22 protein-coding genes are annotated in these 24,816 nt (G+C 69.2%); 8 read left to right on the top strand and 14 right to left on the bottom strand.

Annotated features, from left to right (window positions below):
• Positions 1–134: 134 nt before the first annotated feature.
• Positions 135–680 (top strand): cytochrome b/b6 domain-containing protein, encoded by a 546-nt coding sequence (locus tag WMK75_RS03545; RefSeq protein ID WP_347266275.1) that lies wholly within the window; start codon positions 135–137, stop codon positions 678–680.
• Positions 681–701: 21 nt separating this feature from the next.
• On the opposite strand, the gene WMK75_RS03540 is transcribed toward WMK75_RS03545, so the two are convergent.
• Positions 702–2,144, bottom strand: coding sequence for a 2-isopropylmalate synthase (locus tag WMK75_RS03540; RefSeq protein ID WP_347266274.1), 1,443 nt, complete (start codon positions 2,142–2,144; stop codon positions 702–704).
• Positions 2,145–2,271: 127 nt separating this feature from the next.
• Here WMK75_RS03540 and WMK75_RS03535 point away from each other — a divergent pair, with 127 nt between their 5' ends.
• On the top strand, positions 2,272–3,942 hold the full coding sequence (locus WMK75_RS03535; protein ID WP_347266273.1) for an NAD+ synthase: 1,671 nt from the start codon (positions 2,272–2,274) through the stop codon (positions 3,940–3,942).
• Positions 3,943–4,163: 221 nt separating this feature from the next.
• On the opposite strand, the gene pncB is transcribed toward WMK75_RS03535, so the two are convergent.
• The gene (gene pncB, locus WMK75_RS03530) at positions 4,164–5,474 is read right to left on the bottom strand and encodes a nicotinate phosphoribosyltransferase (RefSeq protein WP_347266272.1); all 1,311 of its coding nucleotides are present in this window, start codon (positions 5,472–5,474) and stop codon (positions 4,164–4,166) included.
• Positions 5,471–6,067 (bottom strand): bifunctional nicotinamidase/pyrazinamidase, encoded by a 597-nt coding sequence (gene pncA / locus WMK75_RS03525; protein WP_347266271.1) that lies wholly within the window; start codon positions 6,065–6,067, stop codon positions 5,471–5,473. Before pncA ends, pncB begins: the two co-directional genes overlap by 4 nt.
• A gap of 104 nt (positions 6,068–6,171) precedes the next feature.
• Between pncA and WMK75_RS03520 the strand changes: the two genes are divergently transcribed.
• Positions 6,172–7,065 (top strand): rhodanese-related sulfurtransferase, encoded by an 894-nt coding sequence (locus tag WMK75_RS03520; RefSeq protein WP_347266270.1) that lies wholly within the window; start codon positions 6,172–6,174, stop codon positions 7,063–7,065.
• 88 nt (positions 7,066–7,153) lie between these two features.
• Here WMK75_RS03520 and WMK75_RS03515 read toward each other — a convergent pair whose 3' ends face one another.
• The 4 genes from WMK75_RS03515 to WMK75_RS03500 form a co-directional block, all read right to left on the bottom strand.
• Complete coding sequence (locus tag WMK75_RS03515) at positions 7,154–9,436, bottom strand: NADP-dependent malic enzyme (protein ID WP_347266269.1); 2,283 nt, start codon at positions 9,434–9,436, stop codon at positions 7,154–7,156.
• Between the two features lie 84 nt (positions 9,437–9,520).
• Positions 9,521–10,894: an oligosaccharide flippase family protein gene (locus tag WMK75_RS03510; protein ID WP_347266268.1), complete on the bottom strand. Its 1,374-nt coding sequence runs from the start codon at positions 10,892–10,894 to the stop codon at positions 9,521–9,523.
• Entirely contained in the window at positions 10,894–12,372 is a 1,479-nt protein-coding gene (locus WMK75_RS03505; protein WP_347266267.1) for a Wzz/FepE/Etk N-terminal domain-containing protein, read from the bottom strand. Before WMK75_RS03505 ends, WMK75_RS03510 begins: the two co-directional genes overlap by 1 nt.
• A 39-nt stretch (positions 12,373–12,411) precedes the next feature.
• The gene (locus WMK75_RS03500; protein WP_347266266.1) at positions 12,412–13,119 is read right to left on the bottom strand and encodes a chromosome partitioning protein; all 708 of its coding nucleotides are present in this window, start codon (positions 13,117–13,119) and stop codon (positions 12,412–12,414) included.
• A gap of 302 nt (positions 13,120–13,421) precedes the next feature.
• Here WMK75_RS03500 and WMK75_RS03495 point away from each other — a divergent pair, with 302 nt between their 5' ends.
• Positions 13,422–14,249, top strand: coding sequence for a glycosyltransferase family 2 protein (locus WMK75_RS03495; protein WP_347266265.1), 828 nt, complete (start codon positions 13,422–13,424; stop codon positions 14,247–14,249).
• Between the two features lie 7 nt (positions 14,250–14,256).
• Here the strand turns inward: WMK75_RS03495 and map are convergent, their stop codons facing one another.
• Positions 14,257–15,060 (bottom strand): type I methionyl aminopeptidase, encoded by an 804-nt coding sequence (map, locus tag WMK75_RS03490; protein ID WP_347266264.1) that lies wholly within the window; start codon positions 15,058–15,060, stop codon positions 14,257–14,259.
• A 113-nt stretch (positions 15,061–15,173) separates the two neighbouring features.
• Between map and WMK75_RS03485 the strand changes: the two genes are divergently transcribed.
• On the top strand, positions 15,174–15,914 hold the full coding sequence (locus WMK75_RS03485; RefSeq protein WP_347266263.1) for a molybdopterin-binding protein: 741 nt from the start codon (positions 15,174–15,176) through the stop codon (positions 15,912–15,914).
• On the top strand, positions 15,911–16,630 hold the full coding sequence (locus WMK75_RS03480) for a GNAT family N-acetyltransferase (RefSeq protein WP_347266262.1): 720 nt from the start codon (positions 15,911–15,913) through the stop codon (positions 16,628–16,630). Before WMK75_RS03485 ends, WMK75_RS03480 begins: the two co-directional genes overlap by 4 nt.
• Here WMK75_RS03480 and WMK75_RS03475 read toward each other — a convergent pair.
• From WMK75_RS03475 to cls, 5 genes are all read right to left on the bottom strand, one after another.
• A complete protein-coding gene (locus tag WMK75_RS03475; RefSeq protein WP_347266261.1) occupies positions 16,612–17,019 on the bottom strand; it encodes a hypothetical protein in 408 nt (135 codons plus the stop codon). The genes WMK75_RS03480 and WMK75_RS03475 overlap by 19 nt on opposite strands.
• 11 nt (positions 17,020–17,030) lie before the next feature.
• Positions 17,031–17,810, bottom strand: coding sequence for a DUF6478 family protein (locus WMK75_RS03470; protein WP_347266304.1), 780 nt, complete (start codon positions 17,808–17,810; stop codon positions 17,031–17,033).
• A 17-nt stretch (positions 17,811–17,827) separates the two neighbouring features.
• Positions 17,828–19,561: a dihydroxy-acid dehydratase gene (ilvD, locus tag WMK75_RS03465; protein WP_347266260.1), complete on the bottom strand. Its 1,734-nt coding sequence runs from the start codon at positions 19,559–19,561 to the stop codon at positions 17,828–17,830.
• Positions 19,562–19,627: 66 nt separating this feature from the next.
• Complete coding sequence (locus WMK75_RS03460) at positions 19,628–19,951, bottom strand: 4a-hydroxytetrahydrobiopterin dehydratase (protein ID WP_347266259.1); 324 nt, start codon at positions 19,949–19,951, stop codon at positions 19,628–19,630.
• Between the two features lie 11 nt (positions 19,952–19,962).
• Positions 19,963–21,390, bottom strand: a complete 1,428-nt coding sequence (cls, locus tag WMK75_RS03455) for a cardiolipin synthase (RefSeq protein ID WP_347266258.1) — start codon at positions 21,388–21,390, stop codon at positions 19,963–19,965.
• A gap of 89 nt (positions 21,391–21,479) precedes the next feature.
• Here cls and accD point away from each other — a divergent pair, with 89 nt between their 5' ends.
• Both accD and WMK75_RS03445 read left to right on the top strand, forming a co-directional pair.
• On the top strand, positions 21,480–22,409 hold the full coding sequence (accD, locus tag WMK75_RS03450; RefSeq protein ID WP_347266257.1) for an acetyl-CoA carboxylase, carboxyltransferase subunit beta: 930 nt from the start codon (positions 21,480–21,482) through the stop codon (positions 22,407–22,409).
• A gap of 7 nt (positions 22,410–22,416) precedes the next feature.
• Positions 22,417–23,685: a folylpolyglutamate synthase/dihydrofolate synthase family protein gene (locus WMK75_RS03445; protein WP_347266256.1), complete on the top strand. Its 1,269-nt coding sequence runs from the start codon at positions 22,417–22,419 to the stop codon at positions 23,683–23,685.
• On the opposite strand, the gene zapE is transcribed toward WMK75_RS03445, so the two are convergent.
• Positions 23,682–24,788 (bottom strand): cell division protein ZapE, encoded by a 1,107-nt coding sequence (zapE, locus tag WMK75_RS03440; protein WP_347266255.1) that lies wholly within the window; start codon positions 24,786–24,788, stop codon positions 23,682–23,684. The two genes, WMK75_RS03445 and zapE, sit on opposite strands and share 4 nt — an antisense overlap.
• Positions 24,789–24,816: the final 28 nt, after the last annotated feature.

Raw genomic sequence — 24,816 nt, 5'->3', positions numbered from 1 at the left:
CAAAAGGTCGCAGGCGGCAAGCGGTTCCGTTTGGTTGCGGTTTGGTTTGCCGCCGCTATTTCGGCCCTGATCGCGGGGCCGATGCGGATAGCCTACCCTGCGCAAACCTGGAGAATCTTGTCAGGAGCAGGAACATGCAGATTTGGGACAGCCACGAGCGTTACGGAGCCATTTCCCGACCGTTGCACTGGGGCATGGCGGCATTGATGGTCTGGCAATTCGGCGGCGTGCTGGCCAAGAAGGCGCTGGGCGAGGAGAACGGCCTCGCGGCGGCGCTGTCGGGCAATCACACCGAGGTCGGGACGATGCTGGCCGTGCTGATCGTCTTGCGCCTGATCTGGGCCTTTGCCAACCGCCACAACCGGCCGCCGCATGACGAGGGCCTGCGCGGGCAGCTGGCCAAGGCGGGCCATCTGGCGCTTTACGCGCTGATGGTGCTGGTGCCGGCTGCGGCGCTGCTGCGCGCCTGGGGCGGCAAATGGGGCTATTCGCCCTTCGGCATCGAGGTCTTTCCCGGCCGCGAGCCAGAGCAGGTGGTGGGCTTTGCCACCTGGATCGGCGGCACCTTCCATGGCGAGCTGGGCCTGATCATGGGCGCGCTGATCCTGGGCCACATCCTGATGGCGGTGATCCATGCCCGCCAGTCGCGCGGCCGCACCGTCGGGCGCATGGCCGGCTGATCCGGCCTCTTGCCGCGGTGCCTAGGCGGGTTCGTCGGGCATTGCGGCCTCGGGCGTGGCCGCGGGCGCCGGACTGGCGCCTTCGGGGTCGGTCAGGCGGTTGTCCTCCCACTGGCCCGCGGCGGTCTGGCCGCTGGCATAGCGCATGACCCCGGTGCCCTGGCGCTTGCCGGCACTGAAATGCCCGGTATAGATATCGCCATTGGCATAGGTGGCGACCCCCTCGCCGTCGATCTCGCCCGCCTTCCAGGCGCCCTCGTAGCGAAAGCCGTCGGGGGCGATCAGCCGGCCCCGGCCCTCGCGCAGGCCATGCGCGAAGGCGCCGTCATAGCTGGTGCCGTCGGCATAGGTCGCCTGGCCCTGGCCGTGACGCTGGCCGTCCAGCCAGGCGCCGTTGTAGACATAGCCGTCGGGATAGGTCATGCGACCCTGGCCCTCGTTGCGGCCGCGCCGGAAGGCGCCCTCATAGACAAGGCCATTGGCATATTTCGCCACGCCCTGCCCCTCGATCACCCCGGCCTGCCATTCGCCGTCATAGCTGGCGCCGTCGGCATAGGTAATCAGCCCGCGCCCCTGCGGCAGGTCGTCCTTCAGCGCCCCCTCATAGACCGAGCCGTCGGGATAGGTGATGCGCCCCAGCCCCTCCATGCGGCCCTCGACCCAGTCGCCGGCATAGACATAGCCATCATGGCCGGTGAATGTGCCGGTGCCCCAGTGCCGGTCGCCGCGGAAATCCCCCTCATAGCGGTCGCCATTGGCAAAGACCGCCACGCCCCTTCCCTCGCGCCGGCCATTGGCAAAGCGCCCCTCATAGCTGTCGCCCGAGGGCTGGGTCAGCCTGCCCTGGCCAGACATCTGCCCGCCGGCCCAGTGCCCCTCATAGATCAGGCCGTCGGGCATGGTGAAGCGGCCGCGGCCCTCGCGCCGGTCGGCCTTCATCTCGCCCTGATAGGTGGCGCCGTCGGCATAGACGATCTTGCCCGAGCCCTGCTTGAGCCCCTGTTTCCAGCCGCCCTCATAACGAAAACCGTTCGGCTGGGTCAGCACGCCGCGCCCGTCGTGCAGCGCGTTCACAAAGCCGCCCTCATAGACCGAGCCATTGGCATAATGCGCCACACCCTGGCCGGTGATCTGCCCGTCCAGCCAGTCGCCCTCATAGGTGCCGCCATCGGCATAGGTGATCTTGCCGCGGCCCTGCGGCTTGCCCTGGGCAAACTCGCCCTCATAGACCGAGCCATTGGGGAATTTCGCCCGGCCCCGGCCCTGGATCACGCCATCCACCCAGTCGCCGCTGTATTCATAGCCCGAGGGCAGGCGATAGGTGCCGCTTCCGTGCTGGCGGCCGTTGCGAAAGCTGCCCTCATAGACGCCGCCATCGTCATAATGCTTGCTGACCACCGGCCCGGCCGCGGCCATGCCGGCGCCGGCCAGGATCATCGCGCCGGCGACAACGGCTGCCTTCATGACCCTCTTCCTCCCGTGCGGTTTCCCGCCCCGGTTCTAGCGCATGGGTCCTGCCGGCGCAAAGCCGACTTTTCCTTTGCCGCGACCTCGCCTATCACGGGGGCGACATCCGCTGAAGGGGCGCGCCATGGCCGACAAGATCCGCATCACCCTGGGACAGCTGAACCCCACCGTGGGCGACCTGCCCGGCAATGCGGCCAGGGCCCGCGACGCCTGGGCGCAGGCGCGCGCTGCCGGCGCCAGGTTGTTGGCCCTGCCCGAGATGTTCATCACCGGCTACCAGACCCAGGACCTGGTGCTGAAATCCGCCTTCACCCGCGACGCCATGGCCCATGTCGAGGCGCTGGCCCGCGACTGCGCCGACGGCCCCGCCATCGCCATCGGCGGCCCCTTGGCCGAGGGCGACAAGCTCTACAACGCCTACTGGATCCTCAGGGACGGACGCGTGGCGGCGCGGGTGCTGAAGCACGAACTGCCGCACAAGCAGCTTTTCGACGAATTGCGCCTGTTCGACCAGGGCCCGGTCAGCGGCCCCTACAGCGTGAACGGGTTGCGCATCGGCAGCCCGATCTGCGAGGACGCCTGGTGGCCCGAGGTGACCGAGACCCTGGCCGAGACCGGGGCGGAACTGCTGCTGGTGCCGAACGGCAGCCCCTATCACCGAAACAAGCTGGACCTGCGCATGGGCCATATGGTCGCGCGCGTGGTCGAGACCGGGCTGCCGTTGATCTATCTGAACTCGGTCGGCGGCCAGGACGACCAGATCTATGACGGCGCCAGCTTCGTGCTGAACCCCGGCGAGGACGGCGGCGCGGTCAAGGTCATGCAGCTTGCCCCTTTCGACGAGGCCCTGGCCCATGTCGATTTCACCCGCACGCCGCAGGGCTGGCGCGCGGTGCCCGGCCAGATGGACCACCAGCCCGACGAATGGGAACAGGACTATCGCGCCATGACCGAGGGGTTGCGCGACTACATGGGCAAGTCCGGCTTTCGCAAGGTGGTGCTGGGGCTTTCGGGCGGCATCGATTCCGCGCTGGTCGCCACCATCGCCTGCGACGCGATCGGGCCCGAGAACGTGCGCTGCGTCATGCTGCCCAGCGAATATACCTCGCCCTCCAGCCTGGAGGATGCCGCGGATTGCGCGCGCCGGCTGGGGGTGCGGCTGGACAGCGTGCAGATCGAGGGCGCGCGCGACGCGGTGGGTGCGGCGCTGGCGCCGCTGATGGCGGGCACCACCCCCGACACCACCGAGGAAAACATCCAGTCGCGGCTGCGCGGCGTCATGCTGATGGCGATCTCGAACAAGTTCGGGGAACTCTTGCTGACCACCGGCAACAAGTCCGAGATCGCGGTCGGCTATGCCACGATCTATGGCGACATGGCCGGCGGCTACAATCCGATCAAGGACCTCTACAAGACCCGGGTATTCCGCACCTGCCACTGGCGCAACCTGAACCACCGCGACTGGATGCGGGGCGCGGCGGGCGAGGTGGTGCCGCCGCAGGTGATCGCCAAGCCGCCATCGGCCGAGCTGCGCCCGAACCAGACCGACCAGGACAGCCTGCCGCCCTATGAGGTGCTGGACGCGATCCTCGAAGGGCTGGTGGAAAAGGATCTGGCGCTGGTCGATCTGGTGGCGCAGGGCTTTGACCCCGACACGGTGCGCCGGGTCGAAGCGCTGCTTTATGGCAGCGAATGGAAACGCTACCAGGCGGCGCCGGGGCCGCGGATCTCGACCCGGGCCTTCTGGCTGGACCGCCGCTATCCGCTGGTGAACCGCTGGCGCGACCGGCTGTAGGCACGCGGCCGGGCGCCGGAAACTGCGTGGCATTTTAAGCAGATGTCACGTGCCTGCGCGGGCGCGGCGCCTATCATGGCCTCTGGGCGGACAGGGTTTCGGCGCGGACCGCCTGCCGTGGCGGCGGGCATTTCCCCCGGGCCGGCAGGACAAGGCGCGCCGGGCCGCGGGTCCCGGACCACCACATGCCGGGGCCCGACGGCCGCGCGCCGTCGGCCGGGTCAGACCTCGACCGCCAGCGCCTGCTGCGCGCCGACCTCGAAGACGCGCCTGTAGCGGGCGATTTCCGCTGCCGGGCCGGTGGCCTTGCCGGGGTTGTCCGACAGCTTGACCGTCGGGCGCCCGTCTGCCGCCACCGCCTTGCACACCAGCGAAAACGGCGCCAGCCGATCCTCGGGCACCAGGCCGCGGAAATCGTTGGTCAGCAGCGTGCCCCAGCCGAAGCTGACCTTCACCCGGCCATGGAATTGCCGAAACAGCTCGCCGATCTTGCCGACATCCAGCCCGTCCGAGAAGATGATCAGCTTGCGGCGCGGGTCCTCGCCGCGGTTTTGCCACCAGCGGATCGCAATCTCGGCGCCCTCGGCCGGGTCGCCGCTGTCGACGCGGATGCCGGTCCAGCCCGCCAGCCAGTCCGGGGCGTGGTCCAGAAAGCCCTGGGTGCCATAGGTATCGGGCAGGATGATGCGCAGATTGCCCTCATGTTCCTCGTGCCAGTCGGCCAGCACGCGATAGGGGGCGCGGCGCAATTCCTCGTCGCTGTCGGCAAGCGCGGCAAAAACCATCGGCAGTTCATGGGCATTGGTGCCGATGGCCTCGATGTCGCGGCGCATGGCGATCAGGCAGTTCGAGGTGCCGATGAAACGCTCATCCCCCAGCCCCTCGACCATGGCCTGCACGCACCAGTCCTGCCACAGGAAGCTGTGGCGCCGCCGGGTGCCGAAATCGGCGATGCGCAGGTCGGGGCCAAGCGCGCGCAGCGCCTCGATCTTTTCCCAGACCCGGGTCATGGCGCGGGCATAAAGCACCTGCAGCTCGAACCGGCCCATGTCGCCCAGCACCGCGCGCGAACGCAGCTCCATGATGATCGCCAGCGCCGGGATTTCCCACAGCATGACCTCGGGCCAGCGGCCTTCGAAGCTCAGCTCATACTGGCCATCGCGCTTTTCCAGGTGATAGGGCGGCAGGCGCAGGTTCTCGAGGAATTCCATGAAATCCGGGCGGAACATCTGGCGCTTGCCGTAAAAGGTATTGCCGCGCAGCCAGGTGCTTTCGCCGCGCGTCAGCGACAGGCTGCGCACATGGTCAAGCTGCTCGCGCAGCTCGCCCTCGTCGATCAGCTCGGCCAGGCGGATGCGGCTGCTGCGGTTGATCAGGCTGAAGGTCACCCGCGTGTCGGGCCGGTTGCGAAACACCGACTGGCACATCAGCAACTTGTAGAAATCGTCGTCGATCCGCGAGCGCACGATCGGGTCGATCTTCCATTTATGGGCATAGACGCGGGCGGCGATGTCGACGGTCGGGGTGATCATGCCAGCACCACGCCGGCGCGGGTCATCTCTGCCCGCGCCGCCTCGCGCGAGCCGTTCAGGTCGATGGCGCGGGTCGCCTGCTCGATCACCCTGGCGCGAAAGCCCAGCTTTGCCGCGTCGATGGCCGACCAGGCCACGCAGAAGTCAAGCGCCAGCCCGACGAAACTCAGATCCAGCAGGTCGCGCTCGCGCAGATAGCCGGCCAGGCCGGTGGCGGTGCGGCGGTCATTGTCGTGGAAGGCCGAATAGCTGTCGATCTGCGGGCGAAAGCCCTTGCGAATCACCAGATCGGCGCAATCGACCGCCAGCCCTGGATGGAACCCGGCGCCGGCGCTGCCGATCACGCAATGGCTGGGCCACAGCACCTGCGGGCCGTAAGGCATCTCGACCAGCGAAAAGGCCGCAGCACCGGGATGATTCTCGGCAAAGCTCGCATGGTCGGGCGGGTGCCAATCCTGGGTCAGCACCACCGCGTCGTGATCGGCCATCAGATCGTTGATCGCAGTCAGGATCTCGTCGCCGCCGGATACGGCAAGCCGCCCCCCGGGGCAGAAATCCAGCTGCATGTCGATGACGATGAGCGCCCTTGCCATTGCCCGGCCCCGCTTGCCCCCTGCCCGCAAATTGGTAGGCGGCGGCGCAGCAGGCGTCAATGCCGCAGCTTGATCCGCCGCCCCGCCGCGGGTAATGCCGGCCCATGCTGATCGTCGCCGCGCTTTATCACTTCACCCGCTTTCCCGACCCCGCGGCGCTTGCAGCGCCGCTGGCCGAACTGGCCGCGGCGCAGGGCGTCAGGGGCAGCCTGCTGCTGGCGCCCGAAGGCATCAACGGCACCATCGCCGGGCCGCGCGCCGGCATCGATGCGGTGCTGGCCCATATCCGCGCCCTGCCCGGCTGCGCCGCGCTCGACTGCAAGGAAAGCACCGCCCGGACCATGCCCTTCGGCCGCCTGAAGCTGCGCCTCAAGCGCGAGATCGTCACCATGGGCCAGCCCGGGGTGGACCCGACCGCCGCCACCGGCCGCCATGTCCAGCCGCGCGACTGGAACGCGCTGATCAGCGCCCCGGACGTGGCGGTGATCGACACCCGCAACGATTACGAGGTGCAGATCGGCAGCTTTGCTGGCGCCGTCAATCCCGGCACGCGCAGCTTTCGCGACTTTCCCGCCTGGTGGCGGCAGAACGCGCAACGCTTCCGCGGCAAGCGCATCGCCATGTTCTGCACCGGCGGCATCCGCTGCGAGAAATCGACCAGTTTCCTGCTGGGCGAAGGCGTGCCCGAGGTGTTCCACCTCAGGGGCGGCATCCTGAACTATCTCGAACAGGTGCCCGAACGGGACAGCCTCTGGCAGGGCGAATGCTTTGTCTTCGATCGCCGCGTCAGCCTCGGCCATGGACTCGCCCAGGGCAGCCACAGCCTGTGCCACGCCTGCCGCCGGCCGCTCTCGCCCGCGGACCGCGCGCGGCCCGAATTCGAGGACGGCGTCTGCTGCCACCGCTGCGCCGACACCTTCTCCGACGCCGACCGCGCGCGCTTTCGCACCCGCCAGCGCCAGGCCGAACGCGGCGAATGTTTCGCCGCCCCCGAATAAGAAACCGCGCGCCCGGTCGGGGGCGCGCGGCTGCATTCTTGCCGAAATATCCCGGGGGAAGCGCTGCAGGCGTTGGGGGCAGAGCCCCCTATTTCACCTGACCCAGACGCCCCGCCGCGATCGCGGCCATGTTCAGGATGTCGTTCACCGTCGAATTGGTCGAGCAGATCTGGATCGGCAGCGGCACACCGGTCAGGATCGGGCCGATCATCGTCGCCCCGGCCATCTCCTGCAGGAGCTTGACCGAGATCGAGGCCGAATGCCGTGCCGGCACCACCAGCACATTGGCCGGGCCGGTCAGGCGCGAGAACGGATATTTCGCCGCCGACACCGGGTTCAGCGCCACGTCCACGGTCATTTCGCCCTCATATTCGAAATCGGCGCCACGCGCGTCCAGCACCTCGGTCGCCTTGGCCATCTTCACCGCGCGCTCGCTCAGCGGATAGCCGAAGTTCGAAAACGACAGGAAGGCCACACGCGGGTCCAGCCCAAGGCCGCGCGCGACATGCGCGCCGCGGGTGGCGATCAGCGCCAGGTCCTCGGCCTCGGGCCATTCATGCACCAGCGTGTCGCCGACGATGATGATGCGGCCGTTGAGCAGGATCGCGGTCAGGCCGACGGCGCCGTCCTCGGGCTTCACGTCAAAGACCTTGCCGATCTGCGCCAGCGTCGGCGCGTTCTTGCGCGTGGCCCCGGTCACCAGCCCGTCGCCATGGCCATGCAGCAGCAGCAGCGAAGCGAAGACATGGCGATCGCGATTGGCCAGCTTGAAGGCATCCTCGCGGTCGAAGCCGCGCCGCTGCAACCGGGCGTAAAGCGATTGCTGATAGGTCTCCAGATGGCGGGTATTGGCGCTGTTGACGATGGTCAACTCGCGGAAGGCGTCGCCCATGCCCACCGATTCCAGCATCTCGCGCACCTCGGCCTCGCGCCCGACGACCAGCGACTGGCCCATGCCGCCGCGCTGCCAGGACACGGCGGCGCGCAGCACGCGCAGATCGTCGCCCTCGGCAAAGATCATCCTTGCCTGGGCCTGGCGGGCGCGGGCATGGATGCCCTGCAGCACCGCCGCCGTCGGGTCCATGCGCGCCTTCAGCGCCTGCACATAGGCGTCCATGTCGATGATCGGCCGGCGCGCCACGCCGGTGTCCATGCCGGCCTTGGCGACGGCCGGCGGCACGACATGGATCAGCCGCGGGTCAAAGGGCGTCGGGATGATGTAGTCGCGGCCGAACTGCAGCTTGCGGCCATAGGCCACGGCGACCTCGTCGGGCACGTCCAGCCGCGCCAGTTCCGCAAGCGCCTGGGCGCAGGCGATCTTCATCTCGTCATTGATGGCGCGGGCATGGATGTCCAGCGCGCCGCGGAACAGATAGGGAAAGCCCAGGACGTTGTTCACCTGGTTGGGGTAGTCCGAGCGCCCGGTGGCCAGGATGGCGTCGGGGCGCACGGCATGGGCCTCTTCGGGGGTGATCTCGGGGTCGGGGTTCGCCATGGCGAAGATCACCGGATTGTCGGCCATGGCCATGACCATGGCCTGCGTCACCGCGCCTTTGGCCGAGACGCCCAGGAACACGTCCGCGCCCTTCATCGCCTCGTCGAGCGTGCGCAGGTCGGTCTTGACCGCATGGGCGGATTTCCACTGGTTCATGCCCTCGGTGCGGCCCTGGTAGATCACGCCCTTGGTGTCGCACATGATGCAGTTCTCATGCCGCGCGCCCATGGATTTCAGCAGTTCCAGACAGGCGATGCCGGCGGCGCCGGCGCCGTTCAGCACGATGCGCACGTCCTCGATCTTCTTGCCCGACATTTCCAGCGCGTTGATCAGGCCGGCAGCGCAGATCACCGCGGTGCCGTGCTGGTCGTCGTGGAACACCGGAATGTCCATCAGCTCCTTCAGGCGCTGCTCGATGATGAAGCATTCCGGCGCCTTGATGTCCTCGAGGTTGATGCCGCCAAAGCTGGGGCCCATCAACTTGACGGCGTTGATGATCTCCTCGGCGTCCTCGGTGTCCAGCTCGATGTCGACGGCGTTCACATCGGCAAAGCGCTTGAAGAGCACCGCCTTGCCCTCCATCACCGGCTTTGACGCCAGCGCACCCAGGTTGCCCAGCCCCAGGATGGCGGTGCCATTCGAGATCACCGCCACCATGTTGCCCTTGACCGTATAGTCATAGGCGGTCTCGGGGTGCTCGGCGATGGCTTCGACCGGCACGGCGACGCCCGGCGAATAGGCCAGCGATAGGTCGCGCTGCGTGGCCATGGGCGTCGAGGCGACGATGTCGTATTTGCCGGGCCGCGGTTCAAGGTGATAGGCCAGCGCCTCTTCGCGCGTGATGCGGGATTTGCGCGGGGTGTTGTCGTCGCTCATCGCCGGGTTCTCCTCGTGACGTGATCCTATGGCATAGCGCCCGTCAGCCCGGAATCGAAAGAGAAAAATTCGTTGAAGCTGACCCTAGGAAAACAGCGCCCCGATCAGCGCCTGGCGATGGCCGTCCAGCGCCAGCGCGATGGCCAGCACCGCCAGCGCCGCGGCGACCAGATCGTGGCGCGGATCCCAGCAGCGGTGGCGCCGCGCCAGCCAGACCGTCACCGGATAGCACAGCAGCTGCGCCAGCCCCTGCCCGATCAGCAGCCCCGGCAGGCCAAAGGCCCAGGCACCGGCCAGCACCAGGGCGAAATAGATCAGCGCCCGCGCCGACTGCATGATGAAAAAGCCGCGCGAATCGCCCGCCGCCAGCGCCGAATATTCATAGCTGATCGGGATCACCTGCAGCATCTGGATGCAGGCGATGGCCACGAGAATGCCGCCCGCCGTGTGATAGCGCGGGTCGTAAAGCAGCTCGACCAGTCCCGGGCCGACCCAGGCCAGCACCACCGCCGCCGAAAGCAGCACCGCGCTCAGCCCGGCCCGCGTGCGTGCCAGGATGCGCCGGTCGGCCGCACTTTCGCCGGGCGGGTGCTGGCGATACATCGGGATGAACAGCCGGTTCGCGATTGATGAGCCCAGCATCATCGGCACCGTGGCCAGGAACAGGCCGATATTGTAGATGCCCAGCTGTTCCAGCGTCAGCACCCGGCCCAGGATGATGCGGTCGCCCTGAAACAGCACAAAGCCGCAGATGGTGCTGAAAAAGATCCACAGGCCGAATTTCATCACCTCGGCGCGCGCCTCGGGTTCCATGCGCAGGCGGTTGCGGTGCCCGGGCAGGAAATGGCGAAACATCAGAAGCTGCGCGACGGCGCCCAGCACATTGCCCCAGACCAGCGCCCAGACCGACTGCAGGATCAGCGCCGCGGCGATGGTCAGCAGCACGCCGATCAGCTGGTTGCACAATTCGATCACCGTCAGCCGGCCGATCTGCAGGTGCCGCGCCGCCGAATCGATCCGCGTCGGGAAAAACCCGCCGATCATCAGCGAGCTGGCGGCGACCGGAAACACCCAGGCGAATTCCGGCGCGTCATAGAACACCGCCAACGGCCAGGACATGGCCAGCGCCGTCAGGAACAGCATGAAGCCGCGCACGATCTTCAGCGTCCAGATCGTGTCGAGAAAGTCCGGATCGTCGCCGCGCCGGCTTTGCATGATCGAGGGGCCAAAGCCCATGTCGCTGAACATGGTCAGCCCGATCAGGAAGCTGGTGACCAGGGTCATCAGCCCGAAATCGTCCGGGCTGAGCAGCCGCGTCAGGATCAGGTTCGAGCCGAGGCGCATGATCTGGCCCAGGCCGAAATTCATCGTGCTCCAGGCGCCGCTGCCCAGGGCGCGCGAGGCGATGCTCTTGCGGGCCGGCGCCGGCGGCACCGCGGTCGCGGCCTGCTCGCTCATCAGCCCATTCCGTGCGTCGGCGTGTTGACCACCCCGGGCGAGGGCAGGCCGGGAATGTCACCCAAAAGCCACAGCGCTACAAAGACGCCGCCGGCCAGCAGGCAGGCCATATAGGCGGTGCGCAGGCGCCGGGCGCGGTGATCGGCGGCGCCCAGCCGGTAGGGCAGCGCGATCACCGGCCGGGTGCCGGTCACCTGGGCGAATTGCAAGGTGTTGCGCAGCACCGGGTTCATCAGTTCAAGCAGGAAGGCCACCGCCAGCGCCAGGGCGCCGCTGGCACCCACCCCCAGCACCGCGCTTTTCTTGCGGTTCGACATGGCGGGATATTCCGGCGCCACGGCACGTTCCAGCAGCACGAAACGCTCGGCCTGGTCGTTGTCCATCAAGAGCTGCTGCGTCTCGACCTGCGCCAGCTGGCGCGAGATCTCGGCATAGCGGTCCTGCAGGCGGCGCTGCTGGCGGGTCATCGCCTCAAGGTCGCGTCCGACCTGGGGGGCGCGGTTGCGCGCCTGCTCGATCTCGTTGCGCCGCCCCAGCAGCTTGGCCTTCTGTTCGTTCAGCGAGGCCAGCTGCGCGTCGATCAGCTCGACCTGGCGGCGGGTCATGTCGGAACTGCCGCCGCCGCCGACATTGAGCATGACCAGATTGTCCTCGAGCCGCTTGATCTCGGGGTGGTCGGGGGCCAGGGTGCGGCGCGCCTGCGCCAGCTCCACCTCGGCCGAGCGGATCTTCTGCACCAGCGAGGCCTGCGAGCGCGTCTCGGCCGTGCCGCCCGCCTCAAGCGACAGCCGCTCGCGCTGCAGGCCCATGATATCGCGCTCCAGCGCCGCGTCCATTTCCGAAAGCTGCGCCAGTTCCGTCTGCAGGAACTCCTGCGAGGCGGGCAGCGAATCCTCGTTGCGGGCGCTGAACTCGACCACCTTGCGTTCCTGCTTGGCCAGTTCCACCTCAAGCCGGGATTCCTCGGCACGCAGGAATTCCTGCGATTCCAGGATGCGGGCCTTGCGGTTCTCGCGGTCGCGGTTCACCACGCTGTCGGCAAAGTCATTGGCGATGGCGGCGGCGGTCGATGCGGTCTCGGCCTGCGAGGTGATGACGATCCCGGCCAGCGACTGGCGGGCATCGGCGGCGGCGCCGGGGGCGCTGATGCTTTCGATGCGGGTCGACATGCGCAGGGCGCCCAGCTTCTCGGCCTCGCTCAGCGGCGCCTTGGCGAACAGGTTCAGCCGCTCGATCACCTCGCGCAGGTTCTCGCGCGCCATCAGGCGCTGCTCGATCAGCTGCACCCGGCGCGCGGCGGGCATCGAGGCGTCGCTGCCCTGGTCGATCGCCGCCGGCATGTCCAGCTGGATGATGGCCGATGCCTGATAGACCCGCGGCGAGGATACGATCAGATAGAAGGAAATCAGCACGCCCAGGACCACGATCGTCAGCATCAGCGGCAGCCGCCGCCAGATCATCGAGATCAGGTCCCGCAAGGATTGTATCGGTCCCACCTGTCGAGCCCTGCCTCTTGTTCAGTCTTCGGACTTGTTCAGCACCACGCCCATCACCGGCGGCATCCCCGCCAGCAGCCGCTCGGTCTCGGCCATGTCCGAGGCGGTGACGCGCCGCCCGTCGGCGACCAGCAGCAGCGCATCGGCCAGCGGCAGGGCGGCCAGGGCCGCATCCTCGTCCAGAAGCGCGCCGATGTCGATCACCGCGATCTCGTCGGGGTTGGACTGGTGCAGGCGGGCCATGGCATCCAGCAGGGCGACATCCTGCAGCATCTCGGCCGCGCCCGGTTCGGCGCGTTCGGGCGCCAGCACCGACAGGTTCGGCGCCTCGCTCACCGTGGCCAGCAGCGTGTCCAGCCCCTGCCCGGCGCCCAGCGTTTCGGACACCGGGGCGCAGCCCGGCACGCCCAGCCGCGCCGCCACACCCGGATTGCCCAGATCGAGGTCGATCAGCGCCACCCGCGTATGGGGCTGGCGCGCCAGCGCCAGCGCCAGGTTCACCGAGACGAAGGTGCCGCCGGCGCCCGGCGTCACCGGCACCACGGCAAGCCGGCTCCAGCCGCGTTCGCGCATCTCGCGCAGCAGCCGGGTGCGCAGCAGCGCAAAGCGCTGCGCCACGATGCGGGCGTGTTTCTGGTCCTCGGCGGCCAGCGCCGCCTCGCGCCGGATGAACTTGCTGGAAACCTGCGGCCGCACCGGTTCCGCTGCCGCCCCAACTGCCGATACCAATTCCGGCGCCTTGCCTGTCACGGGCGTCAAACCTGTGGCCTCTCTGCCTCTGCCAACCTCTTGCCGGTCCGTGGCGGCAACCCTGCCACTGACCTTTCCGGCAGCGCCATGCTAGCGTCCCGGGCAGGAACGCCACAACCCAAAACACGCCGGATCACGACAATGCGCTGCATTTGCGACAGGACGCCGCCCTTTCCAGCCTCTGGCCCCGCCACCCGCCCCGCAGGCGGCGCCTGGAGCGCTATCAACCTAGGATTGTGTTCGCCGCCGATTCGCCCCGCAGCCCCAGGGCTGGCGCACCGATGAGCGATTGCACGATCATCATCCCCGCCCATGACGAGGCCGGCTATATCGGCGACTGCCTTGGACATCTGCTGGCGCAGGACCACCGCGGCGCGCTGTTGGTCGTGGTGGTCGCCAATGGCTGCCGCGACGACACCGCGGCGCGGGCCCGCGCCTGCGCCCCGGGCTTTGCCGCGCGCGGCTGGCGGCTGGTGGTCGAGGAACTGGCGCAGGGCGGCAAGATCGGCGCGCTGAACCATGGCGATGCGCTGGCCGGCCCCGGCATCCGCATCTATCTGGACGCCGACATCCGCCCGGCCCCGGGGCTGGTCGCGGGCATCGTCCGGGCGCTGGAGGTGCCCGCACCGCGCTATGCCGGCGGCCGGCTGGAGGTGGCGCCGGCGAAAAGCCGGGTCTCGCGCGCCTATGCCCGCTTCTGGCAAAAGCTGCCCTTCGTGGCCCGGGGGGTGACCGGCGCCGGGCTGTTCGCGGTCAACGCGCCCGGGCGGGCGCGCTGGGGGGAATTTCCGCAGATCATCTCGGACGACACATTCGCGCGGCTGCAGTTCAGCGAATCCGAGCGCATCCTGGTCGACCAGCCCTATTCCTGGCCGCTGGTCGAGGGTTTCGGCCCGCTGGTGCGGGTGCGCCGGCGCCAGGACGCCGGCGTGGCCGAGATCGCGCGGCTTTATCCGGATCTGCTGGCGCGGCAGGGCCAGGTGCGGCCGACGCGCGGGGAGCTGCTGCGGCTGGCGGCGGGCGATCCGCTGGGCTTTGCCGCCTATGCCGCGGTGGCGCTGGCGGTGCGCCTGGGCCGCAACGACCAGACCTGGGCGCGCGGGCGCTAGCGCCGCCTCAGCCGAGATCGGGATAGAACCGCCCGGCGGGGGACAGGGTGAAGATTTCGCAGCCGTCGGCGGTGACGCCGATCGAATGCTCGAACTGCGCCGAGAGCGACTTGTCGCGGGTGACGGCGGTCCAGTCGTCGGCCAGGATCTTGGTCTCGGGGCGGCCGAGGTTCACCATCGGCTCGATGGTGAAGAACATCCCCTCCTCAAGCACCGGGCCCTTGCCGGGGCGGCCGAAATGCAGCACGTTCGGCGGCGCGTGGAAGGTGCGGCCCAGGCCGTGGCCGCAGAAATCGCGCACCACCGACATGCGGTTGGCCTCGACATGGGACTGGATCGCCCAGCCGATGTCGCCGAATGTGGCGCCGGGGCGCACGGCCTCGATGCCCTTCATCAGGCTGTCATGCGTGACCTGGATCAGGCGCCTCGCCTTCACCCCGGCCCGGCCCGCCACATACATGCGCGAACTGTCGCCGAACCAGCCGTCCCGGATCACCGTCACGTCGATGTTCAGGATGTCGCCATCCGCCAGCACCTTGTCGCCGGGGATGCCGTGGCAGACGACATGATTCACGCTGATGCAGCTGGCGTGCTGATAGCCGCGATAGCCGATGGTGGCGCTGATCGTGCCCAGTTCCTCGACCCGGTTGCGGATGAAATCGTCCAGCGCCGCGGTGGTGACCCCTGGCGCGACCAGCGGCCCCACCTCGTCGAGGATCTGCGCCGCGATGCGCCCGGCCGCATGCATGCCCGCGAAATCCTGGGGGTCATGGATGCGGATCCCCTCGCGGGTCTGGCGTGCGTCGTTCATGGCGTCCTCGTGCTGTGCTTGCCCCCACAGATAGACCCATGCCGCCACTTGTTCCAGCCCCGCGCGCGGACCTATACATTCCCGACCCCGCCGGATGCCATGAGGAGCGCGAGATGCAGTCCGACAACCCCACAGCCGCCATCCTCGTCATCGGCGACGAGATCCTCTCGGGCCGCACGCGCGAGGGCAATGCCCATCATCTGGCCGGCGTGCTGACCGCCACCGGTTTCGACCTGCGCGAGATCCGGGTGGTCGCCGACGACCACGAGCAGATCGTGGCGGCGCTGCGCGCCTTCGACAAAAGCCTCGGCGGCGCCCATGACCTGGTCTTCACCTCGGGCGGCATCGGGCCGACGCATGACGACATCACCGCCGATGCCGTGGCCGCGGCGCATGGCACCACGGTCGAGATCCACCCCGGGGCCCGCGCCATCCTGCAGGCCCGCTGCGACCGCATGGGCACCGAGCTGACCGAGAACCGGCTGCGCATGGCCCGTGTGCCGGTCGGCGCGGTGCTGATCGACAATGCCGTGTCGGGCGCGCCGGGGTTTTCCATCGGCAATACCCATGTCATGGCCGGCGTCCCCGAGGTGTTTCGCGGCATGGTCGCCTGGCTGATCCCGCAGCTGTCGGGCGGCCGGCCGGTGCAGTCGGATTCGGTCACCGTGCGGCGCGGCGAAAGCGAGGTCGCGGACGGGCTGAAAGAGGTGGCCGAGGCATTCGCCGACCTGTCGCTGGGCTCGTATCCGTTCCAGGACCCGACCGGCTGGGGTACGAATCTGGTGGTGCGCGGGCTTGATGCCGCGCGCGTCGCCGAGGCGATGGCGGCACTGCGCGCCAGGCTGGCGCTGTGATCCCCGATCCCGACATCGCCCGCGCCTTCGAAACCACCTGGCCGGCGGCGGAATATGCCCGCGCCGGCGGGCTGGCGGTCGGGCGAGGCATGGGCGGCGGCGGCCGCGTCGCCTCGGCGCGGCGCCTGGGCCCGGACTGGTCCGGGGCCGATCTGGCCGCGGTCGAGGCGATCCAGCGCGGCTGGCACGAGGCGCCGCGCTTTCGCGTCGCCGATGGCGACCCAGCGCTGGCGGATGCGCTGGCGGCGCGCGGCTACCACCTGGACACGCCGACGGCGATCATGGCCGCGGATTGCGCGGCGCTGGCCGGCACGGCGATCCCGCCGCTGACCGCCTTCAGCATCTGGCCGCCGCTGGCCGTGCAATGCGACATCTGGCAGGGCGGCAATGTCGGCCCGGCGCGGCAGGCGGTGATGGCGCGCGTCACCCTGCCGCATACGGCGCTGCTGGGCCGGCTCGACGACCGCGCCGCCGGCGCCGCCTTCGTGGCGGCGGACGGGCCGGTGGCGATGATCCACGCCATCGAGGTGGTGCCGGCGCTGCGCCGCCGGGGCATGGCGGGCTGGCTGCTGCGCATGGCGGCGCAATGGGCCGCGGCGCAGGGCGCCACGCGGCTGGCGCTGGCGGTGCGGCGCGAGAATGCCGCCGCCCGCGCGCTTTATGCCGGGGCGGGCTTTGCCGAACTGGGCGGCTACGGCTACTGGATCCGCGGCTGATCCGGCGCCTGCCCGACGGCCAGACGGCGCAGCTCGCGCTTGAGCAGATCGAGTTCGGCGCGCATCAGGCTCAGCTCGGCCCGCAGGTCGTCGTCGAGCAGCGCCCCGGCGACCAGCGTCAGGCTGCCCAGATGCCGGGCGCCGGGCTGCAGTGGCTCGACGCCGCTGCCCTCATCCTCGAGCAGCAGAAAGCTCTGCACCCCGTCGGCCAGGCGCTGCGCCGGGATCGCCGCCTCGATCCGCCAGCGCCCGCCGCCCAGATCGCTGACCCGCGCCGTGCCGACGCGCGCCCCCAGATGCAGCAGCAGCAGCCGGCCGGGGGCGGCGTCGCGGCGGATCTCGGCCTGCCAGATGCCGCCCTTCAGGCCGTGGGATTGAAACTCGCTCATCGGGGGTTTCCTCAGAATTGCGCCCGCAGGTGGCGCGAGAAGAACAGCTCGCGGATCTCGAGCGCGTTCATCCGCGGCGCCTCGAGGATCAGGTCCAGCCAGATCCGTTCGAGGCGATTTTCCTGCATCTGCATATAGGCCAGGTCGAATTCCAGCACGCGCTGGCATTGCCGCCCCGGTTCGGGCGGGTCGAACTGCAGCGTCATCTCCTCGACATTGGGGCCATGGCAGATATTCAGCCGGGCAAACAGCCGCAGCGCACGCTCGGCCACAAGCTCGGTCTCAAGGCGCAGCACATGGCCGCGCGTCAGCCCGTGCAGCGCCGCCGCTGGCAGGTCCAGCGACAGCGACAGGAAGCTGCCGGCAAAACCGAAGGCCTCGAGCCGCAGGCCGAAGGGCGACAGGTCGGTGGGGCCGGGATTGCCGATCTGGTCAAGGATCAGCGCCGCCTCGGGGCAGTCGTGCCAGACAGCGGCGCCATCGCCCAGACGGGTGCCGCTGTCGGGCGCGGCCAGGCCGCGGGGCGAGAGCTGCGCCGCCATCACCCCCGGGCGCCAGCGCCAGTCCGTGCCGCCGGGCAGCGCCAGCGCCTCGAGCGCGGCGCCCGACAGCGCGGCGTGGCGGTCGGTGCGGCCAAGGAACCGGTCAAGCTGCGCGCGCAGGCCCAGCGCCTCGTCGCGCAAAAGCGCCAGCCGCACCGGACCGGGGGCGCGCTCGGCCGCGGCCAGGTCGCCCCATTGCCGCAGCGCACTTTCGCGCGTCTTGCGATCCAGCCATTTGCGTGGACGCATCGCCACCGGCCGCCCCGTCACTGGTCCATGTAGACATGGGTCTCGGCCGCCGCCCCCGGATGGGTGACGGCGCCGTACCGGGCCTTGCCGACCAGCTGCGCATATTTCCACAGTGCCCCGGAAGCATAGTCGGTCCGGCGCGGGCCCGGCCATTCCGCCCGGCGCAACGTCAGCTCGTCGTCGGATAGCGCCACCGAGATCTCGCCGCGGATCGCGTCGATGGTGATCATGTCGCCGTCGCGGATCAGCGCGATCGGGCCGCCATGCGCCGCCTCGGGGCCGACATGGCCGACGCAGAAGCCGCGCGTGGCGCCAGAGAATCGCCCGTCGGTGATCAGCGCCACCTTCTTGCCCATGCCCTGGCCCGACAGCGCCGCGGTGGTGGCCAGCATCTCGCGCATGCCGGGGCCGCCGGCGGGGCCCTCATTGCGGATGACGATGACGCAGCCCTCCTGATAGTCGCGCCGGGTCACGGCGGCAAAGGCCTCCTCCTCGCATTCGAAGACGCGGGCCGGGCCGGTAAACACCTGATGCTCGGGGGCCATGCCGGCGACCTTGACGATGGCGCCGTCGGGGGCGAGGTTGCCCTTCAGCCCGACCACGCCGCCGGTCCGCGACAGCGGCGCGCCGACCGGGTGGATCACCTTGCCGTCGATCTCGCGCGTCACCAGGTCCAGCTCCTCGCCGATGCTTCGGCCCGAGGCAGTCATGCAATCCTCGTGGATCAACCCGGCGCGGCGCAATTCGCGCATGACCACCGGCACGCCGCCGGCCTCGAACAGGTCCTTGGCGACGTAATCGCCGCCCGGCCGCAGGTTCACGAAATAGGGCGTATCGCGGAAGATGTCGCAGACATCGAACAGGTCGAAGGGGATGCCGGCCTCATGGGCGATGGCCGGCAGGTGCAGCCCGGCATTGGTCGAGCCGCCGGTGCAGGCGACGATGCGCGCGGCGTTTTCCAGCGACTTGCGGGTGACGACATCGCGGGCGCGGATGTTTCTCTCGATCAGGGTCATCACCGCCTCGCCCGAGGCCAGCCCATATTGATCGCGCGATTCGTAGGGCGCCGGCGCGCCGGAACTGTTCATCAGCGCCAGCCCGATCGCCTCGGACACACAGGCCATGGTATTGGCGGTATATTGCCCGCCGCAGGCCCCGGCCGAGGGGCAGGCCACGCGTTCGAGGATTTCCAGTTCCGCATCCGACATCTTGCCGGCGGCGTGCTGGCCCACGGCCTCGAACACATCCTGCACCACCACGTCATGGCCGTTCAGCTTGCCGGGCAGGATCGAGCCGCCATAGATGAACACGCTGGGCACATTCAGCCGCACCATGGCCATCATCATCCCCGGCAACGACTTGTCGCAGCCGGCCAGCCCCACCAGCGCGTCATAGCAATGCCCGCGCATGGTCAGTTCCACCGTATCGGCGATGGCATCGCGCGAGGCCAGGCTCGATCGCATGCCCTCATGCCCCATGGCGATGCCGTCGGTGACGGTGATGGTGGTGAATTCGCGCGGGCAGCCGCCGGCCTTCTTGACGCCCTGCTTGACCGACTGCGCCTGGCGCGCCAGGGCGATGTTGCAGGGCGCGGCCTCGTTCCAGCAGGTGGCGACGCCGACCCAGGGGGAATGGATCTCGTCCTCGGTGATGCCCATGGCATAGAAATAGCTGCGGTGCGGCGCGCGCGCCGGGCCTTCGGTCACATGCCGGCTGGGCAGGGTCGATTTGTCGAAACGGCTGTTCTTCATGGCGCACCCCCTTGCTGCCATCTGGATAGGCCCAGCCCGCGGCAGGGGCAAGGGTCCGGGACCGGCTCAGGCGCTGGCCGCGTCCAGCCTTGCGGCCATGATCAGGTCGTTCATCGTCACGCCCCCGGCGGAATGCGTGGTATAGGTGATGCTGGCATGGCCCCAGCCAAAGGCGATCTCGGGGTGGTGGCCGCCGGCCTCGGCCTGCCAGGCGGCAAGATTGACCAGCGCCGCGGCGCGCCGGAAGGTCTTGAAGCGCCATTCCCGGCAGATCGCCCGCCCGTCGGCGGTCAGGTCCCACAGCGGCAGTTCGGCCAGCGCCTGGCGCAGGGCCTCGTCGCGCAGCAGGGGGGGATCCTCGGTTATCTTCGCCTCGCTCAGGGAAGTCATGGCTGCCTCCGTCACAGGATCGGCGCCGCCAGCGCCAGAAGGTTGTTGCGCAGCCGCCGCGCCAGCGACCAGTCGCGGATCTCGTCGGGGCCGACCGGACGGGCGCGGCGGATGTAGCTTTGCTGGCGCGCGTCCAGCAGCGCGGTCAGATCGCCGCCCAGGAACAGCATGTTCATCTCGTAGTTCAGCTCGAAGCTGCGCCGGTCCATATTGGCGCTGCCGAGCATGGCCATGCGCCCGTCCACGGTGATGATCTTGGCATGCAAGAGCCCCTCCTGGAACAGCAGCAGCCGCACCCCGGCCGCGACCAGCCCGTGATAGAAGCCCTCGGAGGTGGCCTGCACCACCAGCGAATCGTTTCTGGCCGGCAGGATCACCGTCACCTCGACCCCGCGCCGCGCGGCGCTGCGCACGGCACTGTCCAGCGCGCTGTCGGGGACGTAATAGGGCGTGGTGATCACCAGCCGCTCGCGCGCGGCATGGATCATCGTCACCATGCTGTCGGAAAGCGAGCCGCGATGCTCGTCCGGGCCGGTGGCCACGACCTGCGCCACCTCGCCCGGGCCGCTGACCGGGCGGGTCATCTGCAGCATGTCCCCCAGATCCTCGCCGGTATAGCTCATCCAGTCCTGCAGGAACACCGCCTGCATCTGGCGCACCACCGGCCCCTCGATGGCCAGCAGCACGTCGATCCATGGCGCAAAGCGCGGCTTGACGGCAAAATCGCGATCGGCGCAGTTGCGGCTGCCGGTGAATCCCAGCACATGATCGATGACCACGATCTTGCGGTGGTTGCGCAGGTCCATGCGGTGAAACAGGCTGCCGATCACCGGCAGGCTCAGCGGCAGGGCGATGATGCATTCCGCGCCCGCCTGCTTCATCGCTGCCCAGGCGGGCGAACGGGCAAAGGGCCGGCTGCCGAAGGCGTCGATGATCGCCCGCACCTTGACCCCGCGCCGCGCCGCGCGCGAGGCCGCCTCGGCCACGGCCCGGCCCGAGGCGTCGTCGAGCCAGATGTAGAACAGGATGTGGACGTGATCGCGCGCCCCGTCGATCGCCTCGACCATGGTGGTGATGGCGCTGTCATCCTCGGGCAGCAGCGCGGCGCGATTGCCCGAGACCGCGGTGAAGCCGGTGGTGGCCTGATTCGCCCGGATCAGCGGCGCGGCGAATTCCGGCAGGATGCGCAGTTCCTCGGGGCTGTGCGTCCACAGGCCCGACAGGTGCGAGCGGACATTGGCCCGGGTCTCGACCAGGGCGCGGCGCATGCGCACCTCGCCAAACATCACATAGGCGACGATGCCCACCAGCGGCACCAGTTCGATCACCAGGATCCAGGACAGCCGCACCGTGGGTTCCAGCTGCGGGCGCAGGATCACCCGCACCGACACGGCCAGCGCGGCAAGGTAATGCAGGAAAACGAAGGTCTCGGTCCACATGCCGCCATAAAAGCGCCGGGCGCGCGGAATTGCAATTCGGCACGAGTTTGCATATCTCACGGCCTTGACCGCAGCGAGAGGGGCCGCCGATGAACTGGATCACCAACTATGTCCGCCCGCGCATCAACTCCCTGTTCTCGCGCCGCGAAGTGCCCGAGAACCTTTGGACGAAATGCCCGGAATGCGGCACGATGCTGTTTCACCGCGAACTGGCCGACAATCTGAACGTCTGCACGAATTGCGACCACCACCTGGCGATCTGCCCGCGCGCGCGCTTTGCCGCGCTGTTCGATGGCGGCATCTTCAACGAGGTGAAGGTGCCCGAGCCGGTCGCCGACCCGCTGGCCTTCCGCGACCAGAAGAAATACCCCGACCGCATGCGCGCGGCGCAGAAATCCACCGGCGAGAAAGAGGCGATGCTGGTCGCCGAGGGCGAGATCGGCCGCACCCCCATCGTCGCCGCGGCGCAGGATTTTTCCTTCATGGGCGGCTCGATGGGCATGTATGTCGGCAATGCGATCATCGCCGCCGCCGAACGCGCCGTCAGCCTGCGCCGGCCCCTGGTGCTGTTTTCCGCCGCCGGCGGCGCGCGCATGCAGGAGGGCATCCTGTCCCTGATGCAGATGCCGCGCACCACCGTCGCCGTGCAGATGCTGAAGGAAGCCGGCCTGCCCTATGTCGTGGTGCTGACGCATCCGACCACCGGCGGCGTCACCGCCTCCTATGCCATGCTGGGCGACATCCAGATTTCCGAGCCGAACGCGCTGATCTGCTTTGCCGGGCCGCGGGTGATCGAGCAGACCATCCGCGAGAAGCTGCCCGAGGGTTTCCAGCGCGCCGAATACCTGCTGGAACACGGCATGCTGGACCGGGTGACGCATCGCAAGCAGCTGCGCGACGAGCTGATCTCGATCCTGCGCATGCTGGGCGGCCTGCCCGCCCCGGTGGCGGGCGAGCTGCCGGCGCCGGGCAGCATCGCCCCCGCCCCGGCCGAGCCCGCCGCCGAGAGCCCGGCCTGAAGCGGCGATGACCAGATCGGACGCCATCCTCGCGCGGCTGATGCAGCTGCATCCCAAGGTCATCGACCTGTCGCTGCAGCGCATGACCCGCCTTCTGGCGGCGCTGGGCGATCCGCAGGACCGCATCCCGCCGGCGATCCATGTGGCGGGCACCAATGGCAAGGGTTCGACCCAGGCGATGATCCGGGCCGGGCTCGAATCGGCGGGGCTGAGGGTGCATGCCTATACCTCGCCGCATCTGGCGCAGTTCAACGAGCGCATCCGCCTGACGGGCGAGCTGATCGGCGAGGATTCGCTGGCCGCGGCGCTGGCCGAATGCGAGGCGGCGAATGCCGGCCAGCCGATCACCTTCTTTGAGATCACCACCGCCGCGGCCTTTCTGGCATTCTCGCGCAGCCCGGCCGATTACACCCTGCTCGAGGTCGGGCTGGGCGGGCGACTGGACGCCACCAATGTCGTCAGGGCGCCGCGTCTGTGCGTGATCACGCCGGTCAGCATCGACCACACGCAATATCTGGGCGAGACCCTGGCCGAGATCGCCGGCGAAAAGGCCGGCATCCTGAAACGCCGCGCGCCCTGCATCGTCGCCCCCCAGGACCCCGTGGCGCGCGAGGTGATCGAGACCCGCGCCGCGCGGCTGGACGCGCCGCTGCGCATCGCCGGCCAGGACTGGGACAGCCGGCGCGAGGGCGACGCGCTGATCTATCAGGACGGCCAGGGGCTGATGGACCTGCCGCTGCCGGTGCTGCCCGGCCCGCATCAGATCGTGAACGCCGGCACCGCCATCGCCGCCCTGCGCGAACTGGGCTTCGGCCGCATCGAGGCGCGCGCGGCGGTCACCGAGGCCGAATGGCCCGCCCGCATGCAGCGCCTGACGCGCGGCCCGCTGGTCGCGGCGGCGGCGGCCTGCGAATTGTGGCTGGACGGCGGCCACAACCCGGCCGGGGGCGAGGCGGTGGCGGCGACGCTGGCCGCCATGGCGCGGCGCCCGACCTATCTGGTCTGCGGCATGCTGAACACCAAGGACGTGCCGGGCTACATGCGCCCGCTGGCGGCGCAGGCGCAGGGCCTGACCGCGGTGGCGATCCCCGGCGAGCCGAACACCCTGCCCGCCGAGGAAACCGCCGCCGCCGCCGCCGGCGCGGGGCTGAAAGCGGATACGGCGCCGGACGCGCTGGCCGCCGTCAGCCGCATCGCCGCGGCGCATCCGGGCGCGCGCATCCTGATCTGCGGCTCGCTTTACCTGGCCGGGCAGGTGCTGCGCGAGAACGGCTAGGCCCGGCCCCAACCTGCGTCGCGCATCTCGTGCAGGCGGCTGGCGGTGCGCTCGAATTCAAAGGCGCCCTCGCCCTCGGCGTAAAGCCGCTCGGGCGCGTCGGCGGCGCTGGCCACCAGCCGCACCTTCGCCTCGTAGAGCGTGTCGATCAGGGTGACGAAACGCTTGGCCTCGTTGTAGTTCGACTGGCCCAGACGCGGGATGGCGTCGATGAACAGCAGGTCCAGCGCCTCGGCCATGGCGATGTAATCGGCCGGGCCCAGCGGCTTGCCGCAGAGGTCCCAGAAGCCTGCGCGGCCGGCGCGGCCCAGATGCTGCGGGATCTCGACGCGGCGGCCCTTGATCTCCAGCAGCAGCGGCGTGGTGTCGCGGCCGCCGGTCTCGGCGCGCCACAGCGCGTCCATGCGCTCATGCGCAATGCTGTCGGCGGGGGTGAACCAGACCTGGCCGCCCTCGTCGCGGTTCTGGCGGTGATCGGTGGGGCTCGACAGTTCGATCACCTGCATATGCGCACGGATCATGTCGATGAAGGGCAGGAACAGCTGGCGGTTCAGCCCGTCCTTGTAAAGATCGTCCGGCACCCGGTTCGAGGTGGTGACCACGGTCACGCCCTGTTCGAACAGGATCTGGAACAGGCGGCCGACGATCATTGCATCGGCGATGTCGGTGATCTGCATCTCGTCAAAGCACAGAAGCTGCGCCTCGCGCGCCACCTCCATCGCCACCGGGCGCACGATGTCCTGCTGGCCGGTCTTGCGCACCGCCTCGAGCTCGGTCTGGATTTCCTGCATGAATTCGTGGAAATGCACGCGCCGCTTGCGGGAAAGGGGCGCAGCCTCCATGAGCAGGTCCATCAGCATGGACTTGCCGCGCCCGACCCCGCCCCACAGATAGATCCCGGGCACCGCCGGCGCGGGCGCCGGTGCCGCGCCGATCAGCCGGCCGAACCAGCCGGTTTTCGCCGGGGCCGGCGGTGGCGCCTCGGCCGCGGCCAGATCGCGCAAGAGCCGGTCCAGCACCGGCAGGATCGCGCGCTGCGCGACATCGGGTTCCAGCCGGCCAGAGGCCGCCCGGGCTTGATAAAGTTCGGATACGCTCGCCATGAGTGCCCCCTGCCAAAGTTCCGCCCGG

This window comes from Paracoccus sp. (in: a-proteobacteria) (genome assembly GCF_039808215.1).
Classification (GTDB): domain Bacteria; phylum Pseudomonadota; class Alphaproteobacteria; order Rhodobacterales; family Rhodobacteraceae; genus Paracoccus.
This window is presented reverse-complemented; position numbering and strand designations above follow the sequence as displayed.

What these genes read in the sequence shown, in the direction of transcription:
- WMK75_RS03445 (WP_347266256.1), top strand. Translation starts at nt 22,417, where the DNA reads ATGACCAGATCGGACGCCATCCTCGCGCGGCTGATGCAGCTGCATCCC.
- ilvD (WP_347266260.1), bottom strand. Translation starts at nt 19,561, where the DNA reads ATGAAGAACAGCCGTTTCGACAAATCGACCCTGCCCAGCCGGCATGTG.
- WMK75_RS03540 (WP_347266274.1), bottom strand. Translation starts at nt 2,144, where the DNA reads ATGAAGGCAGCCGTTGTCGCCGGCGCGATGATCCTGGCCGGCGCCGGC.
- pncB (WP_347266272.1), bottom strand. Translation starts at nt 5,474, where the DNA reads ATGATCACCCCGACCGTCGACATCGCCGCCCGCGTCTATGCCCATAAA.
- accD (WP_347266257.1), top strand. Translation starts at nt 21,480, where the DNA reads ATGAACTGGATCACCAACTATGTCCGCCCGCGCATCAACTCCCTGTTC.
- WMK75_RS03485 (WP_347266263.1), top strand. Translation starts at nt 15,174, where the DNA reads ATGCAGTCCGACAACCCCACAGCCGCCATCCTCGTCATCGGCGACGAG.
- map (WP_347266264.1), bottom strand. Translation starts at nt 15,060, where the DNA reads ATGAACGACGCACGCCAGACCCGCGAGGGGATCCGCATCCATGACCCC.
- WMK75_RS03460 (WP_347266259.1), bottom strand. Translation starts at nt 19,951, where the DNA reads ATGACTTCCCTGAGCGAGGCGAAGATAACCGAGGATCCCCCCCTGCTG.
- pncA (WP_347266271.1), bottom strand. Translation starts at nt 6,067, where the DNA reads ATGGCAAGGGCGCTCATCGTCATCGACATGCAGCTGGATTTCTGCCCC.
- WMK75_RS03475 (WP_347266261.1), bottom strand. Translation starts at nt 17,019, where the DNA reads ATGAGCGAGTTTCAATCCCACGGCCTGAAGGGCGGCATCTGGCAGGCC.
- WMK75_RS03520 (WP_347266270.1), top strand. Translation starts at nt 6,172, where the DNA reads ATGCTGATCGTCGCCGCGCTTTATCACTTCACCCGCTTTCCCGACCCC.
- WMK75_RS03545 (WP_347266275.1), top strand. Translation starts at nt 135, where the DNA reads ATGCAGATTTGGGACAGCCACGAGCGTTACGGAGCCATTTCCCGACCG.
- zapE (WP_347266255.1), bottom strand. Translation starts at nt 24,788, where the DNA reads ATGGCGAGCGTATCCGAACTTTATCAAGCCCGGGCGGCCTCTGGCCGG.
- WMK75_RS03510 (WP_347266268.1), bottom strand. Translation starts at nt 10,894, where the DNA reads ATGAGCGAGCAGGCCGCGACCGCGGTGCCGCCGGCGCCGGCCCGCAAG.
- WMK75_RS03495 (WP_347266265.1), top strand. Translation starts at nt 13,422, where the DNA reads ATGAGCGATTGCACGATCATCATCCCCGCCCATGACGAGGCCGGCTAT.
- WMK75_RS03535 (WP_347266273.1), top strand. Translation starts at nt 2,272, where the DNA reads ATGGCCGACAAGATCCGCATCACCCTGGGACAGCTGAACCCCACCGTG.
- cls (WP_347266258.1), bottom strand. Translation starts at nt 21,390, where the DNA reads ATGTGGACCGAGACCTTCGTTTTCCTGCATTACCTTGCCGCGCTGGCC.
- WMK75_RS03470 (WP_347266304.1), bottom strand. Translation starts at nt 17,810, where the DNA reads ATGCGTCCACGCAAATGGCTGGATCGCAAGACGCGCGAAAGTGCGCTG.
- WMK75_RS03515 (WP_347266269.1), bottom strand. Translation starts at nt 9,436, where the DNA reads ATGAGCGACGACAACACCCCGCGCAAATCCCGCATCACGCGCGAAGAG.